Source organism: Paraburkholderia sp. UCT31 (genome assembly GCF_014397655.1).
GTDB lineage: Bacteria > Pseudomonadota > Gammaproteobacteria > Burkholderiales > Burkholderiaceae > Paraburkholderia > Paraburkholderia tuberum.
In genome coordinates, this window is record NZ_VZQP01000002.1 from 66,112 (window position 1) to 85,906 (window position 19,795).

Below are 19,795 nucleotides of genomic sequence, written 5' to 3' on the forward strand. Positions count from 1 at the left end.
GCGCCGTTCACGCGCTCGCCGCCACGCCCGAACCGCTCGCGCTGCGCGCGATCGCCAGCACTGCCCACGTGACGATGCCCAGCACGATCGACAGGCCCGCGGCCGTCACCATGTTCGCGTTCAGCGTGAACGCGGTATAGATGGTCATCGGCAGCACGTCGATGTCGGTGGCGAGCGTGAACGCCGTGCCGAACGCGCCCATCGCGGTCGCGAAGCACACGGCGCCCGCCGCGATCAGTCCGGGCGACAGCGCCGGCAACACGATGTCGCGCATGATGCGCCACGGCGATGCGCCGAGCGAGCGCGCGGCCTCTTCGAGCGATGCATCGAGCTTGGTCGCCGAAGCCATCACGGTGACGATCACGCGCGGAATCGAGAAGTACAGATAGCCCAGAAACAGGCCGCTCATCGAATACGCGAACACCCAGCGATCGCCCGCGAGTTTCAGCGACAGCGCGCCGATCAACCCTTGACGTCCCGCCAGCATGATGACCATGAAGCCCACGACGACACCCGGAAACGCGAGCGGAAACGTCAGCAGCGCGAGCAGCGTGCGCTTGCCGGCGAACTCTCGACGCGCGAGCAGCAGCCCCGCGATCACCGACAGCACCAGCGTGGCCGCCGTGACCGCCGCCGCCAGCACGACGGTCGCGCCAAGGCTCGACATGTAACGCGCATTCGTCAGCATTGCGCGATAGGTCGCGAACGCATGGCCGCCGCCGGAGAGCTGCGCGAGCGCGACCATCGGCAGCAGCCAGAACGCGATGAAGACCGCTAGCGCGGGCGCGAGCAAGGCGATGCGCCAGCGCAGCGGGAACGTGACTTCGTTCAATGCATCACCTGGAGATAGCGCTCGCCGAAGCTCGACTGCTTGTCGGCCATCTTCGCGAAGTCGACCGGCTTTGCGCGCGCGTATTCGCTCGCGGGCAGGAACTGCGCAGCCGTCTCGGCGCTCATCGCGCTCGCGCGCACCGGCCGCAGATACGCCTGCGCCCACAGCTTCTGGCCTTCGTCGGACAGTACGAAATCGAGCACCTTCTTGCCGTTCGCTTCGTGCGGCGCGCCTTTCACGAGGCTCATCACGTACGGCACCGAGATCGTGCCTTCCTGCGGAATCACGAACTCGACGTTCGCGTGATCCTTATACTTCGCGCGGTACGCGTCGAAGTCGTAGTCGAGCAGGATCGGAATTTCGCCGGACAGCACGCGCGCGTACGCGGTCTGCTTCGGCACGATCGGCGCGTTGGCCTTGAGCTTCCTGAACCAGTCGAGGCCCGGCTCGAAGTTGTCGAGCGTGCCGCCGAGCGCCTGGTTCACCGCGACCGCGCCCGCATAGCCGACGAATGCGCTCGACGGATCGAGATAACCGATCATGCCTTTGTATTCGGGCTTCAGCAGATCGGCCCACGAGCGCGGCACCGGCTTGCCTTCGAGCGCGTCCTTGTTGACGAAGAAGCCGAGCGTGCCCGAGTGGATCGTGAACCAGTAGCCTTGCGGGTCTTTCAGGCCGGCGGGAATGTCGTCCCAGTGCGCGGGCTTGTACGGCTGAATCAGCCCCTTGTCCTTGGCCTGGAACGCCGACGATACGCCGAGATACACGACGTCGGCGACCGGACTTTTCTGCTCGGCCATCAACTGTGCGATCGATTGGCCCGAGTTCTTGTTGTCGAACGGCACGCGAATGCCGGTCTTTTGCTGGATCGCCTTGATCTGGCTCGCCCAGTCGGCCCATTCGGGCGGGCAGTTGTAGCAGATCGCGGTTTCGTCGGCGCGCGCGGCTTGCGGCGCGAGCGCGACGAGCGCCGCGCCGGCGACGAGCAGGCTCGCCGGCAGTGCGGTCGCGGCGGCGCGCGCGAGTTTTTGCCACAGCGGTATGAGCGAGGATGCGAAGCGTGAGGTTGAGCGGGGCACTGCGGGTCTCCCTGTGTCGGATGGGTTGCGCGGGTTGGGGATAACAGCTAGGGCGCGCGTATGCGCGTGCCTTCATTGGGCTTCTTATGCGAGCGGCTTTTCGATGGCGGCCGCAGCGCTCGGGACGTGGGTCGGCGACGCTCCGTCGAGATTCGCGTGCGACCCGAGCGCCGCGATCGTCGCGCCTTTGCGCAAGCTATGCGGCAGCGTCAACGCGCGCGAGGTTGCGCAGAACGCGCGCTCGTCGCGCGCGCCGCCGATGCGTGCGAGCAGGCGCTGCCACGCCGCGCAGCCGATTTCGCGATTCGGCGCGCAGATGCTCGCGAGCGCCGGCGACAGCAGTTCGCCCATTGCGAGGCCGTCGAAGCCGAGAATCGACATGTCCTGCGGAATCCTCAGACGCGCGCGGCGCAGGCCGCGCATCACGACCATCGCGAGCAGATCGTTGCTGCAGAAGAGGGCGGTCGGACGGTTTGCGCCGTGCGTCAGGTGCGCGAGCACGGACGGCGCGAGTTCGTCGGCGTTGAAATCGACTTCGAGCGCGGGCGCGGCCGTGAGGCCGGCCTGCTGCATCGCCTGCGTGTAGCCGAGATGACGCTGACGCGCGCGATCCGAGGCCGCGAACGAGCCGGCCAGCATCAGGATGCGGCGATGGCCGTGCGCGATGAGCCGGCGCACGCCGTCGTAGGCGGCGAGGCGATTGTCGACCGACACCGACGGGCGGCGCACCGTGTCGTTGTGCATCAGAACGTATAGCAGGCCGTCGCGGTCGAGTTCGTCGAGCAGCGGATGGGTGTCGGCATCGGCGACGGTCAGGATCAGTCCTTCGACGCGATGCTCGCGCAGCGTTTCGATTGCGTGACGTTCACGGTCCACGTCGTACTGCGTGGTCATCAGCATCAGCCGATAGCCTTGCGCGGACGCGAGATCGTCGATGCCTTGCAGGCATTCGGCGAACACCGGGTTCGCGAGCGTCGGCAGAACGACACCGACGAGGCGCGTGCGCTCGCCGCGCAATTGCCGGCCGAGCGGGCTCGGGCGGAAGTTCAGCGCGTCGATCGACTGACGTACCTTGTCGAGCGTGACGGGGTTCACGGTGTGCGGCGCGTTGATCGCGCGCGATACCGTGGCGATGGAAAAGCCCGCGTGGGCGGCGACATCCTTGATCGTCGGCGTCATCGGTTTTCGGCCCGCTGTAATCGTTTTCGTGAGCGGATTATCGGCAACGTTTGTGACTTTGGGATGAATGCGGGTGTCGGGCGCTTTTTTGGGGCTGCTGCGAGGCGATGGTAGAATTCGCGACCACGCGCGATTGCCACCTCTGCCGGGGTGATGAAATTGGTAAACATAGCGGACTTAAAATCCGCCGCCTTCGGGCTTGCCGGTTCAAGTCCGGTCCCCGGCACCATCTAGTGGTCCCTGTAGTTCCGAAGAAACCTTGAAACCCGCTATAGCGTAAGCATGGCGGGTTTTTTGTTTCCGGCGTATTCCGAGGAAATGCATCATATGTTCATGATGCGGCATACCGTTTCGTCATGTTTATCGAGAATTGGCATCGCCCGTCCATTCCTCCTTTGAACGTCGCGCGAGTCCTTATTCCGACTGCGGGCATCGGCTGCCATCCACTGCCTCTCGTAGCCCATGGGATATACCCACGTATGAGTTCCCAACGCCTATGCGGGGACTATCTCAACCGTTCGTAGAATAGCTTTGCCGGTCCTGTTTGCCTAACCATGATTGCATGGCCGGTACGGTTGCTCGGTTCAATTTCCATGAACCGTCTTTCGGGAAGGTCAAACGACTTCAGAAGGAGGCGACTGATGATCGAGCAAGACATAGGGTGTGAGTGGGCCAACCTCAATGGCGACCACTTTTCTTCAAAGCGCGTATCGAGTCCGTTCGCCTCGGACATGCCGCGATTGGCTTCGGAAACGACCGCCACGCCCCTGATTATTTTTGTCTGCTGGTATTCGTTGATCGAAGTGCCATCGGAGTTCGGCATGGGAAACAATGATGCCACGCTGCCTGCTGCCGTTGTGGCAAGACTGATCGTTATCGGGGAAGGTTTTGCGGCTGTCGTGGATGTCCGCTTCGCCCGGGCAATCTTCGTTCCTCTGCGGCACGAGCGTGATAGCCATCGCACCGATGTTGCCATTGGAGTTCAAAGAGTCAACTTTGATCGTGTTCATCTCATTGGTCGAATGCGTAGGAAAAACCGCGATTGTTGTTTGCGCTTGCGCGGAATACCTTCGCGCAACGCCATCGGAAAAACCGCACACCGAGGAAGTATTTGAACGCCGTTTTTAGTGGTGCATGTCGCGACGTAGTTAGCGCGTGCGCAGTTAGTCACACTGGGATGGGTTGATTCGAGGATGCCGTCATGTTGAACGCTCTGCATAACTGGATTTTTATCGGCAGCAACGCATACGACGAGTACACGTTCGTGCCATGGCTGAACAAGAACATCTATCGAAGGACCGTCGATCTGAGCCGAGTCTGCATTCAATAGCGAATGACATGACGATGAGATCCGGTGCCCGATTGTTGCGTAGTGTTTAGGTGACCGGTTCGAGCACCCACACGAAAGTATGAATCGACCATACCTGTCGATCAGTGAGCGTGCCCGTCTTTTCGGGTAGCCGTCACATGTTCGATGCGCTATACGTTCGTATGATTCTCGTTTGGTTTGCTCCGAACTACGCTTGCTGTAATGGACGTGCTCGTAATTGATCGCGCTTTTGTGTCCCATTTCCCGAAAGACCGGGGTCCTCCGTTTGGATACCTCCCAGATAGTTACGATAGTCGATGACGATGAGGCGGTTCGTCTGGCGACTTCTAGCCTCGTGCGTTCCCTGGGCTGGAGTGTGCGCACCTTTGCGTCGGCGGAGGAATTCCTGCGGTCTGGCCACGTCGGCGACACGTCATGCCTGATTTCAGATGTGCGGATGCCCGGCATGTCGGGGGTTGCCATGCACACTCACCTTCTCGGACTAGGAGCTGCGCCGCCGATCATTTTCATCACTGCGTTTCCGACCGCTTCGCTGCAGGCGGAAATCCAGGCGAACGGCGCACTGGTTTTGCTCGAGAAGCCGGTTGGCGCCGCTGCCATGGCGCATTGGCTCAATGTCGCGCTGGGCCAGCCGTAGGCGGTGCGATGCTCGCAAGTGGGGCGCTGGAAATGGAGTACTTCGTGCTCGTTGCCGTAGCGCTTGTCGCGTATGAAGAGTGCTGGGTCGTCGGTTTTAGACTGTCGGGTCACTCGGGACAAGTATGAGTTTGCCGTAGCTATGCAGGTGTATGCCAACCGTTCGTAGAACGGGCTTTGTTTTCTTGAAAACCTAAGTTGATTTTGTGGCAGCGCGCAGACGCACGAGGGTGGTGGGGCGGCGCTAGAAGAAAGGCGGTCAGGCAAACACGGCGAAGGTCAACTTCGCTTCAGCCAAGGCAATCCGTACGAGGAAACTGGTGACGAATCGCATCGCATTGTCCATCGTCGCGCTGTATTCGGTGTGCGCGATGTCCGCTGAACCGACGCACGTCTCGAGCCCCAACGCCGAGGCGGCGCCCGACACCCTGCAGGCTCGCGTCATGGGCTGCGCGGCCTGTCACGGCGCGCACGGTGAAGGCACCGACAATGACTATTTCCCGCGCCTTGCCGGTAAGCCGGCCGGCTATCTGTACAACCAGTTGCTGGCGTTTCGTGATGGCCGCCGCAAGTACCCGCCGATGAATTATCTGCTGGCCTATTTGCCCGACGCCTATCTGCGCCAGATCGCGGACTACTTCGCCGCCGAGCGTCCGCCTTATCCCGTGCCTGCCACCGCGAGCGTCGGCGCGCAGACGCTCGCGCTCGGCAAGTCGCTCGTGAGCGACGGCGACCGCGCGCGCGGCGTGTCCGCCTGCGCCAGCTGTCACGGCGCGGCGCTGACCGGCATGGAGCCGGCGATTCCAGGGCTGCTGGGGTTGCACGCCGACTACATCAGCGCGCAACTGGGCGCGTTCCGCTATGGCACGCGCCGCACCGTGGCGCCGGACTGCATGCACACGATTGCGACGCATTTGAGCGACAGCGACATCACTGCGATCGCGGCGTGGCTCGCCGCGCAGCCCGCGCCTGCCGATCCGCAGCCCGCCGCTGCGGGCACCTTGAAGATGCCGCTTGCTTGCGGCAGCGTTTCTCACTAGCCGAGGCTGCGAAGTGCCCAGTTTCCGAAAGCCCACCGCCGTCACCGCACTTGCCGGATTGCTGCTTTGCGCCGCAGCGCTGTTGGGCGTTTCCGTCGCGCAGGCCGGCACGCCGGTAGACAGCCGCGCGGACATCGTCGCGCGCGGCGAATATCTGGCCCGCGCCGGCGATTGCATCGCCTGCCACACCCAGCCCGCTGGCAAGCTGTTCGGCGGTGGCCGGCCGATGGACACGCCGTTCGGCGCGCTCTATACGCCCAATATCTCGTCGGACAAGGTCGACGGCATCGGCAAGTGGAGTGCCGACGAGTTTTACCGGATGATGCATACCGGCAAGTCGCGCGACGGCTCGCTGCTGTATCCGGCCATGCCGTTCGCGTCCTATACGAAGATCACGCGGGCCGACTCGGATGCAATCTACGCGTATCTGCAATCGGTGCCGCCGATCCATCAGCCGAACCGTCCGCACGAACTGCGCTTCCCGTTCAACCAGCGCCAGTTGCTGCGCGGCTGGCGCGCGCTGTATATGCACGAGGGCGAGTATCAGCCGGACCCGACGCAGTCGGTCGAATGGAATCGTGGCGCCTATCTTGTCGAAGGGCTTGGCCACTGCACAATGTGCCATACGGCGATCAACGCGCTGGGCGGCAACTCCCCCTCGAAGCAGTTCGAAGGCGGCCTGATTCCCATGCAGAACTGGTATGCGCCGTCGCTGACCTCGAACAAGGAAGCCGGCCTTGGCGACTGGAGCATCGACGACATCGTCGACCTGCTGCACTCGGGTGTGTCGCGGCGCGGTGCGGTGTACGGGCCGATGGCCGAAGTCGTCTATGACAGCTTCCAGTACCTTTCCGAAGACGACGTGCGCGCGGTTGCGGTCTACCTCAAGGCGTTGCCGGCGCGCTCCGGCGAAGCGCAGCAGAACCCGCCCGGCGCCGCGATGACCGAGGAAGAGAATCGTCTGACGCCGCTCGGCAAGAAAATCTACGACGCCCAGTGCGCGATCTGCCACGCTGCGCAGGGGCAGGGCAAGTTGCCGAACTTCCCGCCGCTCGCCGAAAACCAGTCGATCCAGATGAGCTCGTCGGTCAATCCGATCCGCATGGTCCTGAACGGCGGCTATGCGCCGGGCACCAGCAAGAATCCAATGCCGTACGGCATGCCGCCGTTCGCCCAGACCCTGTCGGACGAAGAAGTGGCCGCCGTGGTGACCTACATCCGCACGGCATGGGGCAATCACGGCACACCCGTGACCGTGAAGGAAGTCAACGAGTTGCGCCCGGCACCGCTCTTTTGAGGCAGTGATGATCCAATCCCCCCTTCCTCCAGGCGACGACGGCGCCGCTTCCCGCGACGAAGCAGAACGCGTCGACCAGGTCGTCAGCAGCGGCCCGCGCGGCGCGATCGCGGTGGCGGGCATCGCGACGGCCATCGTGATTGGCATGTGGTACGCGTTCTACTTCCTGGTGTTCCTGCCGCGCGGCGTCATCCAATAAGCGAACCCCTCATCGAACCAGATGGCGCCATGTCGAACCCTACCGTTCCCGACCCGCACACCGCCGCTGAAGTCGCCGCGCGCATCGAGCGCCGCTGGGCAGCACTCGCGGTGCTGCTCATCGCGAGCACCGTCGCAGTGGTGATCTTCACCGGACTGCACTGGGCGGCGATGCCGCCCTCGCGCGTCGAGACGATCCGGCCTGAAACGCTGAACATCGCAGGCGAATTTATCGAGAGCAATCTCGGCAGCGCTCTCGAGTCCGACGGCTCAGTCACCGTGCGCATCATCGCGCAGCAGTACTCGTTCACGCCGCAGTGCCTGCTGGTTCCCGCTGAAACACCGATTACTTTTCGCGCGACGAGCGCCGACGTCGTGCACGGCTTTCTCGTCACCCATACCAACATCAACTCGATGGTTGAGCCCGGCTATATCTCCACTTTCAGCACCACCTTCCCGGAGCCGGGCGATCACCTGATGCCGTGCCACGAATATTGCGGCACGGGCCACCAGGGGATGTGGGCGCATGTGAAGGTCATCGACAAGGCCAGGTTCATGCAAATGGCCGCCAATTCGCGGAGACTCAGCTGTGTTAAATAACAAGCGACTCGTGCTCTCGCATTTCTGGCTGGCGTTCGGCGTCTTCGGCGCAGCGCTCTTGCTCGGCGCGTGGCAGATGTATGTGCGCAGCCCGCTGCACGCGTGGCTGCAGGACTCCGAAATCTACTACCGCTCTGTGACCGAGCACGGCACTTTCATGGGCTACGTGTTCCCGACGCTCGTGGCGATGGGCTTCGGCTATGCGGTCACCGAGCTTTCTCTCAAGCGCACGCTCATCGGTGTGCGCTGGGCGTGGCTCGGGTTCGTGCTGGTGGCGGCGGGCGCGGTCATGGCCTCGATCACGGTCGCGCTCGGGCTGGCCTCGGTGCTCTACACGTTCTATCCGCCGATGATCGGCAGCGTGTTCTATTACCTCGGCGTGGTGCTGGTGGTGGTGGGCTCGTGGATATGGGTGGCGCTGATGTCGGTGAACCTCGCGGCGTGGAAGCGCGACAACCCCGGCACGCCGGTGCCGCTGCCGATGTTCGCGACCGTGGCGGGTGCTTATCTGTGGGGGTGGACCGCCGTGGGCGCGGCGCTCGAAATCATCTTCCAGATCCTGCCGGTCGCCTTCGGCTGGAAGACGACGATCGATGCGGGCCTTGCGCGCGTGTTCTTCTCGTGGACGCTTCACGCGATTGTCTATTTCTGGCTGATGCCGGCCTATATCGCGTTCTACACGATCGTGCCGCGCGCGATCGGCGGGCGGCTCTACAGCGATATGATGGGGCGCATTGCGTTCATCCTGTTTCTCGTGGTGGCGATGCCGATTGGCATTCACCACCTGTTCGCCGATCCGCAAGTGGGCTCGGGCTTCAAGTTCCTGCAGTCGGTGTTCACGGCGCTGGTGGCGGTGCCCACGCTTCTGACGGTGTTCACGATCTGTGCATCGGTGGAGATTGCCGCGCGCCTGCGCGGCGGCAAGGGCGCGTTCGGCTGGCTTCGCGCGCTGCCGTGGGACAACCCGCAGATGCTAGCGCTCGCGCTCTCGTTTGTGATGCTGGGCTTCGGCGGCGCGGGTGGCCTCATCAACATGAGCTACCAGCTCGACTTGACGATCCACAACACGCAGTGGATTACCGGGCACTTCCACCTGATCTACGCTGGCGCGATCGTCATCATGTACTTCGCGATCGCCTACGACTTGTGGCCGCAGATCACGGGCCGCGCGATGACGAACTGGAGGCTCATGCGCCTGCAGCTGTGGCTGTGGTTCATCGGCATGATCGTGCTGACGTTCCCGTGGCACTGGGTCGGCATTCTGGGCATGCCGCGCCGCATGGCGTACTACGACTACACCGACCCGGAGATCGCGGCGCAGGCGATCTGGGTGGTGATGTCGGCGATCGGCGGCTTCATCCTCGTGCTCTCGGCGATCGTGTTCTTCGTGATTCTGATTCAAGGGCATCGCAGCGAAGCCGCCGAGCCCGAGGAATACCGCTTCAGTACCGCGGTGCACGAGCCGCGTACGGTGCCGGTGGCGCTCAACGGCTTCGCGCTGTGGCTCACGCTGATGGTTGCGCTGACGGTGCTCAACTACGGCTATCCGATCGCGCAGTTGATGGCAAGAGGCGACACCGTCCCGGTAATTCCGATTGGAGCCCGGCGATGAGCGAAGAACGCCTGTTCTCGTGGAGCAATCGCTGGTTGAAGACGAGCGTCATCGCCACGGCCGCGGTGTTCGTGTTCGGCGTGGCGGTGGGCTTCGTATGGCTGCCGTCGGTGCAGCGCGATGCGCAGTTCCAGGGTCTCTGGAATGCGATCTGTAGCGCGGCGGGGGTGCCGCAGCATTGGCTGGCCAACGAGGCGCCGGTGGCGCCGCACGTGCGGTTGAGCAAGGTGGAAGTGACGCCTCAATTGCTCGCGGGGGCGACGCGGCTATCGATCGGACGGGGCGCCACTCTATCGCTGCGCTGCACGATGTGCCACGGCGAGCGCGGCATGAGCGGGGCGAACTCGCCGAATCTGGCGGGGCAGTATGCGATCATGGTCTACAAGCAGTTGCAGGACTTCCAGAGCGGCGCACGTGCGAACGCCGTGATGGCGCCGATGGCGGCGAACCTGAGCGACCAGGACATGCGCGATCTGGCCGCCTACTACGCGTCGCTGCCGCGACCGAGGCTGGCGCAGGGCCTCGATGCGGCGGGCGCCCCCGGGATCGTCCTGCATGGCGCGCCGCTGCGCAATATTCCGGCGTGCGCGACGTGCCATGGCGGGATCGACAACAAGGCGGGCAGCCCCTGGCTCGACGGCTTGCCGGCGGCCTATACGCAGGCGCAGCTGCAGGCGTTCGCGTCGGGCGAGCGGCATAACGATATCTCGGAGCAGATGCGCAACATTGCGCGCAATATGACGCCGGATGAGATCGCCGCTGCCGCTTCTTACTACGCAAACCTGACGCGGTGATGAAGCCGCGTGCGCTAGCCTGCGCCTTCGTTGACTTTTCGGCCTTGCCGAAGCTGCCGGGGAGTGCGGCCGGTCCTCTGGCGAATCACGCGGACGAAATGCGACGCATCCGAGAATCCGGCGCGTCGGCCGATCTCAGCGGTTGTTACGTGATCAAATGCCCGTGACTGGAGCATACGCACGGCCGCTTCTGTCCTGGTTTTCAGCAACAGTTGACCGAACGTCTCGCCGCTGCTTGCCAGAACCCGGTGCAAAGTGCGAAGCGACACATTCAACACTGCCGCGATGTCGCTTGCAGTCAACTGCGGCTCAGTACGACGCTGCATGATGCACTCGTGAATCCGTTCAAGCAGGGATCGCTCCACAGGTGATGTCCTGAGCGATTGGCCTGAAAGCTCGTGGGCCGTAAGCGCAAGCAACCCACCGACCTGATCGGCGAGCACGGATTCGGCCAGTGGCGCGCAAAGCGCAAACTCCGGCGAGAGCTGGCTCACATAGCTTGACAGCACTCGCCCCCATCCGGAGTCTGCTGAAATTCTCCGACCGGTCAGCCCTTCTACGTTCGAGCCCCACGTGGCTAGCCATTCTGGTGGGAGCGTCAAATTCAGGAAGTCGTACGTATCTGGACAATTCATCTCGAATTCAAGCTGCGAATCAAAAAGTACCAACTCGCCGGGCAGAAGTCGCGCCTGCCCGCGGTGCGTCGTCGTCCACGGATGGTTGCGGCTCATGACGAGGTGAAATGAACGACCCCGACTCCGTGCAATCTCCCGTGGCGTGGTCAGGGCGGCGTGTGCTGATCCGGATATGGCGTTTACCGTAATCATACCGAGCGGGGCGCTCAAGAGGTTCGCCTCGAACTGATGTGGCGACTGGCAATCAATCGCCATCGGCACGATGGCGGAGGCGAGAACGTCGGCCCAGTAATCGAGCCGCTGCACCTGCGGCACATCTTGCGTCGACAACCGCGCAATCGAAGGTGGCGCGACACTCGACATATTCTGCCTCTTATGGTGATTACGCAAAGATTAGGACGCTGAGATCGCCCGGTCAATCAGGTTTCCTGAGCAGCGTCGTGATCCGAACATAAGGTGCGAACCTTTGCGAATCCTCGACCCGTGATGGATGCCCTTCGCTGAGCGTTCCGGCGCGGGGACGACTTGATCCGAGGAAAGGCGTACATCACTGAAGCCTGCCAGGCCGGCAATGGTCTGCTGTGGCACTTACAGACCATATTTCGCGCATGAATGGCACGATCAGTCAATCTGGCGGGCGAGGCCACATCTAAACTTGTGGCTGCAAGGGTCATAGTCGGCGAATCGGGCAAGCAAGGCAGGCTTCCTTCACATTTGACGAATCGTTGTGATGCCGAAGCGAAGCGCAGCAGAAAAGCGAAAGTTAGCCGAAACGTTTGTGCTTCGCTCAGAACGCCGGGCCTCGCATTGATCTACCAGAAAACAAAGCGGGACGACTTACCGTCACCTCCTCGGGTGGCGGCAGTTCCATCGGCGGATGACTTACGACCCACGGGCACAACGGCTCAAGCTATCAACAGAGATCAGTTCACCCCGGTTGACATCACGATACCCCATGAATTTCTTCGCGGAATTGGTCGAGCAGTCGGAGCGGCTCCGTTGCCTTCCAAAGCGTCGGCCGTTTCGATCAGATACCTCGGTCGACCAGATTGCCCGATTACGTTATCTGGCCTGGCTTTGGTTAGCCGGTGGCTTTGCCATGGCGACTGCGACCGGGGTCTGCTTCCACCTTCAGGCTCGCCTTGGCACAACGGGATTTGTCTATCTGATTGTCATTGTGTTGCTGTCGTTAATGGACAGCTTCATTACCTCTGCAGTTTTCTCGATAACCGCCGTTGGCTGCCTTACTTTTTTCTTTACGCAGCCGATCTTCGACTTTCGGGTAGCTGAGTTACGCGATGTTGCAGCGCTGATTGCTTTTCTAACCACGTCACTCGCCATCACCACACTTGTGAGACGCGTACGTTGGCTCGGGAAAGCAGCACGCGAGCAGGCCCGCCTCCTCGATCTGTCCCACGACTCTTTCTTCGTTCGCGACATGAACGCCGTGATCACCTATTGGAATCGCGGCGCGGAGGAGCTTTATGGATGGGAAAAGGGTGAGGCACTCGGCAGGACTTCCCACCACCTCCTGCAAACCCGCTTTCCCGTCTCTATTGACGACATCATGAACACGTTGCTGAAGACGGGGCGCTGGGAAGGTGAACTCGTTCATGCCAAACGGGACGGTTCGCAAGTCGTGGTAGCTAGCCGTTGGTCATTGCAGCACAGTGCGAACGGACACCCCGTCTCGGTTCTCGAAACCAACAATGACATTACGCTGCGCAAGCGCGCCGAAGACGCGCTGCGCCGAAGTCAGGCGGCCTACCTGGCTGAAGCCCAGCAATTGAGCCTCACCGGCAGTTTCGGCTGGAACCCAGCGAGCGGAGAGATTTTCTGGTCCGAGCAAAGCTTCAGGATCTTTGGATACGACCCGGACATCATCCCCACGGTCGAGTTAACGCTCGAACGCGTGCATCCCGACGATGTTGCCCTCTTCAGGCAAGTGATCGATAAGGCGACGAGCGGCGAACAGCAATTTGATTGTGAGTATCGTCTGCTGATGCCGGACAGCTCCGTCAAGCATCTCCACGTCGTCGCCCATGTGCTGACCGATGAACCCGGCAAGCGGCGGTTTGTGGGCGCAATAATGGATGTGACCGCGACGAAGCTTGCAGCGCAAAAGTTGCATGAGGCACAGACAGAACTCGCGCGTGTTACGCGCGTGACGACACTGGGAGAACTGAGCGCATCGATCGCCCACGAAGTCAGCCAGCCGCTCGCCGCGATTGTCACAAACGGCGAGGCCTGTCTGCGATGGCTGGGGCACCCGAGCCCGGAACTGGCGGAGGTGCAGTCCTGCATCACGCGCATGATTGGCGAAGGCCGGCGCGCGAGCAAAATTGTTCATCATATCCGCACGCTGGCCAAGAAGGATTCTCCTCAGAAAACGCTACTGGACCTCAACGACGTAATCAATGACGTCGTCTGCCTGACTCAGCGTGAAGTTTTTAATCACAAGGTATCGCTCTGCCTCAAACTTGCCTATGGGCTGCCCCCGTTGCTGGGCGACCGGGTTCAGCTTCAGCAGGTGATCATAAATCTTATGATGAACGGCATTCAGTCCATGGACGGCATTCATGGTCGGCCCCGTGAGCTGCTCATTGAGTCACGCATGGATGAGGATGGAAACCTGGTCGTCGCGGTTCAGGACTCAGGGTCGGGAATTGATCCGGAGAATACAGAACGACTATTCGATGCTTTCTTCACGACGAAACCCAACGGTCTCGGCATGGGATTGTCAATCTGCCAATCGATTGCCGAAGCTCACGGAGGACGGATGTGGGTGTCCAGCAAGCCAGGCCACGGCGCGACCTTCCAACTCGGCCTGCCTGCGATTATCGGTCGTCCGGATAACGCGCGAGGACAAATCGACTTCCGGGAGTTAACCAAACGTGCACCCCAATAGGTGCGCTGCAGCATCTCTAGTGATTCACTTTCGGTCGACACTGTTGTCGACAACATACGTCAAGCAACGACGAGCAGACCGATTTGACATTAGACCGTCTTCTTCCGGAGCCCGACAGGATGCACCAGCGGATCTTGCCGTATCCAAAAGAAAACGGATTGAGCGAGAAGCGTTCATTGCGGCATGAAGGTATCAGAACGGTATCGGTATGCAGAACCTTGCCGCGCATTGTGCCGATAGGGAGACGTTGATGAGTTCGGGACAAGATTTGAGTTCGGTCAAAGACACTAGCGAAGGCGCGCGATCGGTGGTGTACATTGTCGACGACGAAGAAGCGATGAGACTCGCGCTAGGCACCCTGCTGCGTTCTGTCGGGCTACACGTTGAAACGTTCGCATCTTCTCCGGAATTTCTGGCATTTCCGAGGTATGACGCACCTAGTTGCCTGATTCTCGATGTCAGGCTGCGGGGCGAGAGCGGTCTTGCATTTCAGGAGGAGGTTGCAAAGAGCGCGCTTCGCATGCCGATCGTTTTCATGACCGGGCACGGTGACATTTCAATGTCGGTCAAGGCCATGAAAGCAGGTGCTCTCGATTTTTTCGCCAAACCTTTTCGCGACCAGGACATGCTGGATGCTGTCACTCATGCGTTGACACGTGACCGCGAGCGGCTTCTGGCCGAACAGTCAATTGCCGCCCTCCGCATTTCCCATGATTCATTGACGCGACGAGAAAAACAGGTCATGGAATTCGTCGTGGCCGGCCTGCTGAATAAGCAGATTGCCGCGGAAATGAAACTCAGCGAAATTACGGTAAAGATTCATCGTGGACAAGCGATGAAAAAAATGGCCGCGCGCTCGGTAGCGGATCTCGTCAGAAAGGCAGAAGCGCTTGGCGTTAAGCCGCATTCGGAAAGATCGGGTTGACAGCGTGGGGCCCAGAAGTTGCAATGTTTCGCGCGTCGTCTGCATGGTTGCTGCGGTGTGCGCGCGCTGGCGCGAGTCGTTCCGCATGCCGCCGTTCAGGTAAGTCATCGGTACCCTCGCTGGAATAGCACGTCTCTACGACACAGTCGCGCGCGTCCCACTGTGCGCTTACAAGGCGCTCATAGGACCCCTGAGCCTGCAGCGAAAGACCAACAATTAGACCACTACATTGTTCATGGTCAAGATATACAAATGTATGAGAATCCAATGCCAATTCGTTAGTAAGACTAGCCGTTCGTAGCATGGTTTTGTGCGAGGCGTATTTCTAAACTAATCTCATGGACTTGACCGCGCATCGCAAAAAAACCCCCCGATGGTCGGCGGGAGGCTTACGCGCCACGTGTGCGAGATAGCGGGCACTGGAACCGAGAAAAAGCGAAAAGAAGGATTGCGCGCAACTACGGACTTGGAATTCTGGCGATCGCAAAAGGATCGTAGATCATTTTTAACGTTCATGCGGAGTGTTGAGATCCATGGTTCAGTCACTTACCCCGGAATCGTTTGAAACGATCGTCTTTGAAAAGAAAGGTGCTGTCGCCTACGTCACGCTGAATCGCCCCAAGGTTCTCAATGCATTGAACCAGCGAGCCATCAGCGAGTTGAGGACAGCGTTCGAAGCCGCTCGGGATGATTCTCAGGTCAGCGGTGTCATCGTCACTGGCGCAGGTGATCGCGCATTTATTGCTGGAGCGGATATCGGCGAACTTGCGAGCGCGACACCCGTCGAGGCCGAGCAGCACACACGTGACGGGCAGGCCTTGCTCAGTCTCGTCGAAAGCCTCGGCAAGCCGGTCATTGCAGCGGTCAACGGTCTTGCGCTTGGCGGCGGATGTGAGACCGCATTGGCCTGCACGATCCGACTTGCAACATCAACTGCGAAATTCGGGCAACCCGAAATCAAACTTGGCCTCATTCCGGGCTTTGGCGGGACACAGCGTCTTGCGCGCCTTGTCGGCAAGGGAATCGCACTGCAACTCATTCTCACCGGCGAGATGATCACCGCCGAAGAAGCGCTTCGAATCGGCCTTGTTAACGAAATCGTCGAGCCGTCGAAGCTTCTCGCGCGTGCAGAAGAAATTCTCGCGCAGATCGCCGTGAATGCACCCCTCGCGGTGCGCTACGCCATTGCGGCCGTCAATCGCGGACTCGACGGCTCGCTGTTTGAGGGACTCGCCCTTGAAGGAGCCTTGTTTGCGCTGTGCGCATCCACTGAAGACAAGACGGAAGGCACTAAAGCATTCCTCGAAAAGCGGCCACCAAAGTTCACCGGCCGATGAATAGCGACTGTCCATACGAGCGTCGTTACTGTTTTAAATACAGCGCGTAACCCACGCGACCAGGTTAGTCCTAATTCATGGAGATGACTAGATGACTACCGGCAACCACATCTTCTCGGATCTGAAAGTACTCGATCTGGCAAGCTATATTGCGGGCCCGGCCGCGGCGACGATCCTTGCCGATTTTGGCGCCGACGTCATCAAGGTGGAACCCCCCGGTACGGGTGACGTCTATCGCTTTTTTTCGGCGATGCCGCCGAATCCAACCAGCGACGTCAACTACGCGTGGCAACTGACGAACCGCAACAAGCGCAGCATTGCCATCGATCTGAAGTCTCCCCGCGCGAAAGAAGTGATGCAGCGCCTTGTGCACTGGGCCGATGTTGTCGTCGTCAATTTTCCTCCTCGCGTGAAGGCCTCTCTGGGCGTCACTTATGAAGATCTCGCGCCGCTGAACGAGAAGATGATCTACGCGGATATTACAGGGTACGGCTCCGAGGGGCCGGAGGCCGATACACCAGGGTTCGACGTGACCGCCTATTGGGCACGCTCGGGCCTGATGGAAGTGACGCATGATGCCGGAAGCCCGCCGACGCTTCCGATACCCGGCATCGGCGACCACGCGACTGCGACAACGCTCTATGCGGCGATCGTCACAGCGCTTTATGTGCGCGCGACGACGGGCAAGGGCAGCCACGTCTCGACTTCACTGATCGCAAACGGTATCTGGGCGGCGGCAGCGTGGGTCGAAGGCGGCCTCAATGGCGGCCATTTCTTCGCGCAACATAACCGTAAGTCTCCACCCAATGCGCTGCTCAATCCGTACCAGACGTCGGACAATCGCTGGATTCTCCTTGTTGCTGCGCAGCGCAAGGACTGGCCCGGATTCGTGAAGACGATCGGCAGGCCAGAGCTACTCGAAGATCCGCGTTTCACCGACGACAAGCGCACGGCCAATGCTGCACAGCTTGTTGAGATTCTTGATCCGATCTTTGCGAGTCAACCGCTTTCCCACTGGAAGGAAGTGCTGAGCGCGGGCCGCGTGATTTTCGGCGTCGTGCAGATCGCGCAAGAGATCATCAACGATCCTCAACTGTCGGCCAACGGTATCGTCGTGCCGCTCGAAGTTGCCGGAAGAGCAGGTGCCCGTACCGTCAGCAGCCCCATTCAGATCCATGGTGCACCGAAGGTCGAACCCTCCGTCGCGCCCCGGCTCGGCGAACACGGCGCGGTAATCCTGAAGGAACTGGGATTCGACGACGCCGACATTGCGCGGCTGAACGATGGCGGCGCCGTCGCCCGCTTTGAAGACAAATCATGAGGTAGCGCATCCAGGCGCCGGACCAGGCACCCTACCGCCCGGCTTCGCATACGTCGCGCTGCAGCACACACGGAGATGCACATGACTGAAGACGAAGTACGCTCGACCGCCTATACCATGCCGTTGACGAGTCCCGCCTATCCTAAGGGTCCGTTCCGGTTCGTCAACCGCGAATTCGTGATCATCACCTATCGCACCGATCCGGAGGCGCTTGCCCGCGTGGTGCCGGCGCCGCTGAAGCCGACCGAGCCGATTGTCAAATACGAATTCATCAACATGCCCGACTCGAGCGGACTCGGCTCGTACACCGAATCCGGCCAGGTCATTCCCGTGACGTTCAACGGCGTGGCGGGCGGCTTCACGCACGCGATGTATCTCGACAGCGAAGCGGGCATTGCCTCCGGCCGCGAATTGCTGGGTTTTCCGAAGGTGTTGGCGCAACCGAAGCTCGAGGTGCGCAAGGACGCCCTGGTCGGCACGCTCGACTATAACGGCGTACGCATCGCCACCGCGACGATGGCCTACAAATACGCCGAGCTCGATCTCGTCGGCGTCAGGAAGTCGCTCGAAGCGCCAGGCTTTTTGCTGAAGATCCTGCCGAATGTGAACGGCACCGCGCGGGTCTGCGAGATCGTCAAATACCACGTCGACGATCTGACAGTGAAGGGCGCCTGGTCGGGACCCGCATCCCTGGAACTGCACCCACACTGCTTTGCACCCGTCGCGAAGCTTCCCGTTCTCGAGGTGCTGTCAGCTGTCCATATCCTGACGGATCTGTCTCTCGGGAATGCCGAGGTCGTCTACAACTACCTTGCGTAGACGTTGTCCAGACCCACTGTGCGAGATCGCCATGCCCGAGACGAAGACTTCCCAACCGTCGCTGCCTGCACCCGACAGCGACTTCTATCAGATCCACGACATTCTGAGCGAGGAAGAGCAGGCCATCCTCAAGAAGGTGCGCCATTTCATGGAAACGAGCGTCGCCCCGGTCATCAACCTGTACTGGGCTGAGGACCGGTTTCCGTTCGATCTGATTCCCGGTATCCGCGAGCTGAACATTGCCGGAATCGGCTTCAAGGGCTACGACTGCCCGGGAGGCAGCACCTTGCTCGACGGCTTCATCGCAATGGAAATCGCGCGGGTCGATGCATCGATCGCGACGTTCTACGGTGTGCACAGCGGCCTCGCGATGGGCTCGATCTACCTGGGCGGATCGGAAGAGCAGAAACAGAAGTGGCTGCCACCGATGGCGCGGATGGAGAAGATCGGCTGCTTCGGGTTGACCGAGCCGCTCGTCGGTTCCGGTGCCGGCGGGGGCCTGCTGACGACGGCCAAACGCGAAGGCGATACATGGGTCCTCAACGGCCAGAAGCGCTGGATCGGCAATTCGCCGTGGTGCGACGTCTCGATTATCTGGGCGCGGGACGTCGCCGACAATCAGGTGAAGGGTTTTATCGTCGAGAACAAGACCACGCCGGGATTTTCCGTCGAGAAGATCGAGCGCAAGGTTGCGCTGCGTGTGGTGCAGAACGGCGTCATCACGATGGATAACTGCCGCGTGCCCGAAGAAAACCGCCTGCAAGGCGATCTGTCGTTCCGCGACACCGCGCGCGTGCTCCGCTTGACCCGGCAGTACGTTGCGTGGGAGGCGGTCGGCTGCAGCATGGGCGCGTACGAACATGCGCTGAAGTATGCGCAGACGCGCGAGCAGTTCGGCAGACCGATTGCGTCTTTCCAGATGATCCAGGATCACCTCGCGAAGATGCTGGGAAATATCACCGCGTCGCAGTGCCTGGTCGTGCGGCTGGCGCAGTTGCAGGACCAGGGCAAGCTCAAGGACCAGCATGCATCGCTTGCCAAGGCCTTCTGCACGGTGCGCATGCGCGAAACGGTGGCGTCGGCTCGCGAGATTCTGGGCGGCAACGGCATCGTGCTTGACTACAACGTAGCCCGCTTCTTTGCCGATTCGGAAGCGCTGTACTCCTATGAAGGCTCGCGCGAGATGAATTCGCTGATCGTCGGCAAGGCGGTCACCGGTTTCAGTGCGTTTGTTTAAAATTACCGGAGTTCAT

19 protein-coding genes and 1 tRNA gene are annotated in these 19,795 nt (G+C 61.0%); 16 read left to right on the top strand and 4 right to left on the bottom strand.

Annotated elements, in window-relative coordinates; translation table 11 throughout:
• Positions 1-7 precede the first annotated feature (7 nt).
• The 3 genes from F6X40_RS01575 to F6X40_RS01585 form a co-directional block, all read right to left on the bottom strand.
• On the bottom strand, positions 8-832 hold the full coding sequence (locus tag F6X40_RS01575) for an ABC transporter permease (RefSeq protein WP_187626599.1): 825 nt from the start codon (positions 830-832) through the stop codon (positions 8-10).
• Positions 829-1,911: an ABC transporter substrate-binding protein gene (locus tag F6X40_RS01580; RefSeq protein WP_187626600.1), complete on the bottom strand. Its 1,083-nt coding sequence runs from the start codon at positions 1,909-1,911 to the stop codon at positions 829-831. Before F6X40_RS01580 ends, F6X40_RS01575 begins: the two co-directional genes overlap by 4 nt.
• An 84-nt stretch (positions 1,912-1,995) precedes the next feature.
• The gene (locus F6X40_RS01585; RefSeq protein WP_187626601.1) at positions 1,996-3,090 is read right to left on the bottom strand and encodes a substrate-binding domain-containing protein; all 1,095 of its coding nucleotides are present in this window, start codon (positions 3,088-3,090) and stop codon (positions 1,996-1,998) included.
• 144 nt (positions 3,091-3,234) lie between these two features.
• Here F6X40_RS01585 and F6X40_RS01590 point away from each other — a divergent pair.
• The 10 genes from F6X40_RS01590 to F6X40_RS01630 all read left to right on the top strand — a co-directional run bounded on the left by F6X40_RS01590 (position 3,235) and on the right by F6X40_RS01630 (position 10,597).
• A tRNA-Leu gene (locus F6X40_RS01590) sits at positions 3,235-3,319 on the top strand.
• Positions 3,320-3,731: 412 nt separating this feature from the next.
• On the top strand, positions 3,732-4,205 hold the full coding sequence (locus F6X40_RS01595) for a hypothetical protein (RefSeq protein ID WP_187626602.1): 474 nt from the start codon (positions 3,732-3,734) through the stop codon (positions 4,203-4,205).
• 86 nt (positions 4,206-4,291) lie between these two features.
• Positions 4,292-4,420, top strand: coding sequence for a hypothetical protein (locus F6X40_RS42080; RefSeq protein WP_260336567.1), 129 nt, complete (start codon positions 4,292-4,294; stop codon positions 4,418-4,420).
• Positions 4,421-4,685: 265 nt separating this feature from the next.
• The gene (locus F6X40_RS01600; RefSeq protein ID WP_184071019.1) at positions 4,686-5,057 is read left to right on the top strand and encodes a response regulator transcription factor; all 372 of its coding nucleotides are present in this window, start codon (positions 4,686-4,688) and stop codon (positions 5,055-5,057) included.
• Between the two features lie 370 nt (positions 5,058-5,427).
• On the top strand, positions 5,428-6,096 hold the full coding sequence (locus F6X40_RS01605) for a c-type cytochrome (RefSeq protein ID WP_187626694.1): 669 nt from the start codon (positions 5,428-5,430) through the stop codon (positions 6,094-6,096).
• A 13-nt stretch (positions 6,097-6,109) separates the two neighbouring features.
• Entirely contained in the window at positions 6,110-7,393 is a 1,284-nt protein-coding gene (locus tag F6X40_RS01610) for a c-type cytochrome (protein WP_410452363.1), read from the top strand.
• Between the two features lie 7 nt (positions 7,394-7,400).
• Positions 7,401-7,592, top strand: coding sequence for a hypothetical protein (locus F6X40_RS01615; protein WP_187626603.1), 192 nt, complete (start codon positions 7,401-7,403; stop codon positions 7,590-7,592).
• A 29-nt stretch (positions 7,593-7,621) separates the two neighbouring features.
• Positions 7,622-8,191 carry a cytochrome C oxidase subunit II gene (locus F6X40_RS01620; protein ID WP_187626604.1) on the top strand — a complete coding sequence of 190 codons (570 nt, stop codon included), beginning with the start codon at positions 7,622-7,624 and terminating at the stop codon, positions 8,189-8,191.
• Positions 8,181-9,803 carry a cbb3-type cytochrome c oxidase subunit I gene (locus F6X40_RS01625; protein WP_187626605.1) on the top strand — a complete coding sequence of 541 codons (1,623 nt, stop codon included), beginning with the start codon at positions 8,181-8,183 and terminating at the stop codon, positions 9,801-9,803. Before F6X40_RS01620 ends, F6X40_RS01625 begins: the two co-directional genes overlap by 11 nt.
• The gene (locus F6X40_RS01630) at positions 9,800-10,597 is read left to right on the top strand and encodes a c-type cytochrome (protein WP_187626606.1); all 798 of its coding nucleotides are present in this window, start codon (positions 9,800-9,802) and stop codon (positions 10,595-10,597) included. The genes F6X40_RS01625 and F6X40_RS01630 overlap by 4 nt, the downstream gene beginning before the upstream one ends.
• Before the next feature lie 14 nt (positions 10,598-10,611).
• On the opposite strand, the gene F6X40_RS01635 is transcribed toward F6X40_RS01630, so the two are convergent.
• Positions 10,612-11,595 (bottom strand): helix-turn-helix domain-containing protein, encoded by a 984-nt coding sequence (locus tag F6X40_RS01635; protein WP_187626607.1) that lies wholly within the window; start codon positions 11,593-11,595, stop codon positions 10,612-10,614.
• A 592-nt stretch (positions 11,596-12,187) separates the two neighbouring features.
• Here F6X40_RS01635 and F6X40_RS01640 point away from each other — a divergent pair.
• The 6 genes from F6X40_RS01640 to F6X40_RS01665 all read left to right on the top strand — a co-directional run bounded on the left by F6X40_RS01640 (position 12,188) and on the right by F6X40_RS01665 (position 19,779).
• The gene (locus tag F6X40_RS01640; protein WP_187626608.1) at positions 12,188-14,140 is read left to right on the top strand and encodes an ATP-binding protein; all 1,953 of its coding nucleotides are present in this window, start codon (positions 12,188-12,190) and stop codon (positions 14,138-14,140) included.
• A 250-nt stretch (positions 14,141-14,390) separates the two neighbouring features.
• Positions 14,391-15,065: a response regulator transcription factor gene (locus F6X40_RS01645; RefSeq protein ID WP_187626696.1), complete on the top strand. Its 675-nt coding sequence runs from the start codon at positions 14,391-14,393 to the stop codon at positions 15,063-15,065.
• Between the two features lie 533 nt (positions 15,066-15,598).
• The gene (locus F6X40_RS01650; RefSeq protein WP_187626609.1) at positions 15,599-16,402 is read left to right on the top strand and encodes an enoyl-CoA hydratase-related protein; all 804 of its coding nucleotides are present in this window, start codon (positions 15,599-15,601) and stop codon (positions 16,400-16,402) included.
• Positions 16,403-16,493: 91 nt separating this feature from the next.
• A complete protein-coding gene (locus tag F6X40_RS01655) occupies positions 16,494-17,723 on the top strand; it encodes a CaiB/BaiF CoA transferase family protein (protein WP_187626610.1) in 1,230 nt (409 codons plus the stop codon).
• An 81-nt stretch (positions 17,724-17,804) separates the two neighbouring features.
• Positions 17,805-18,542 (top strand): acetoacetate decarboxylase, encoded by a 738-nt coding sequence (locus tag F6X40_RS01660; RefSeq protein ID WP_187626611.1) that lies wholly within the window; start codon positions 17,805-17,807, stop codon positions 18,540-18,542.
• A 31-nt stretch (positions 18,543-18,573) separates the two neighbouring features.
• Positions 18,574-19,779 carry an acyl-CoA dehydrogenase family protein gene (locus F6X40_RS01665; RefSeq protein WP_187626612.1) on the top strand — a complete coding sequence of 402 codons (1,206 nt, stop codon included), beginning with the start codon at positions 18,574-18,576 and terminating at the stop codon, positions 19,777-19,779.
• Positions 19,780-19,795: the final 16 nt, after the last annotated feature.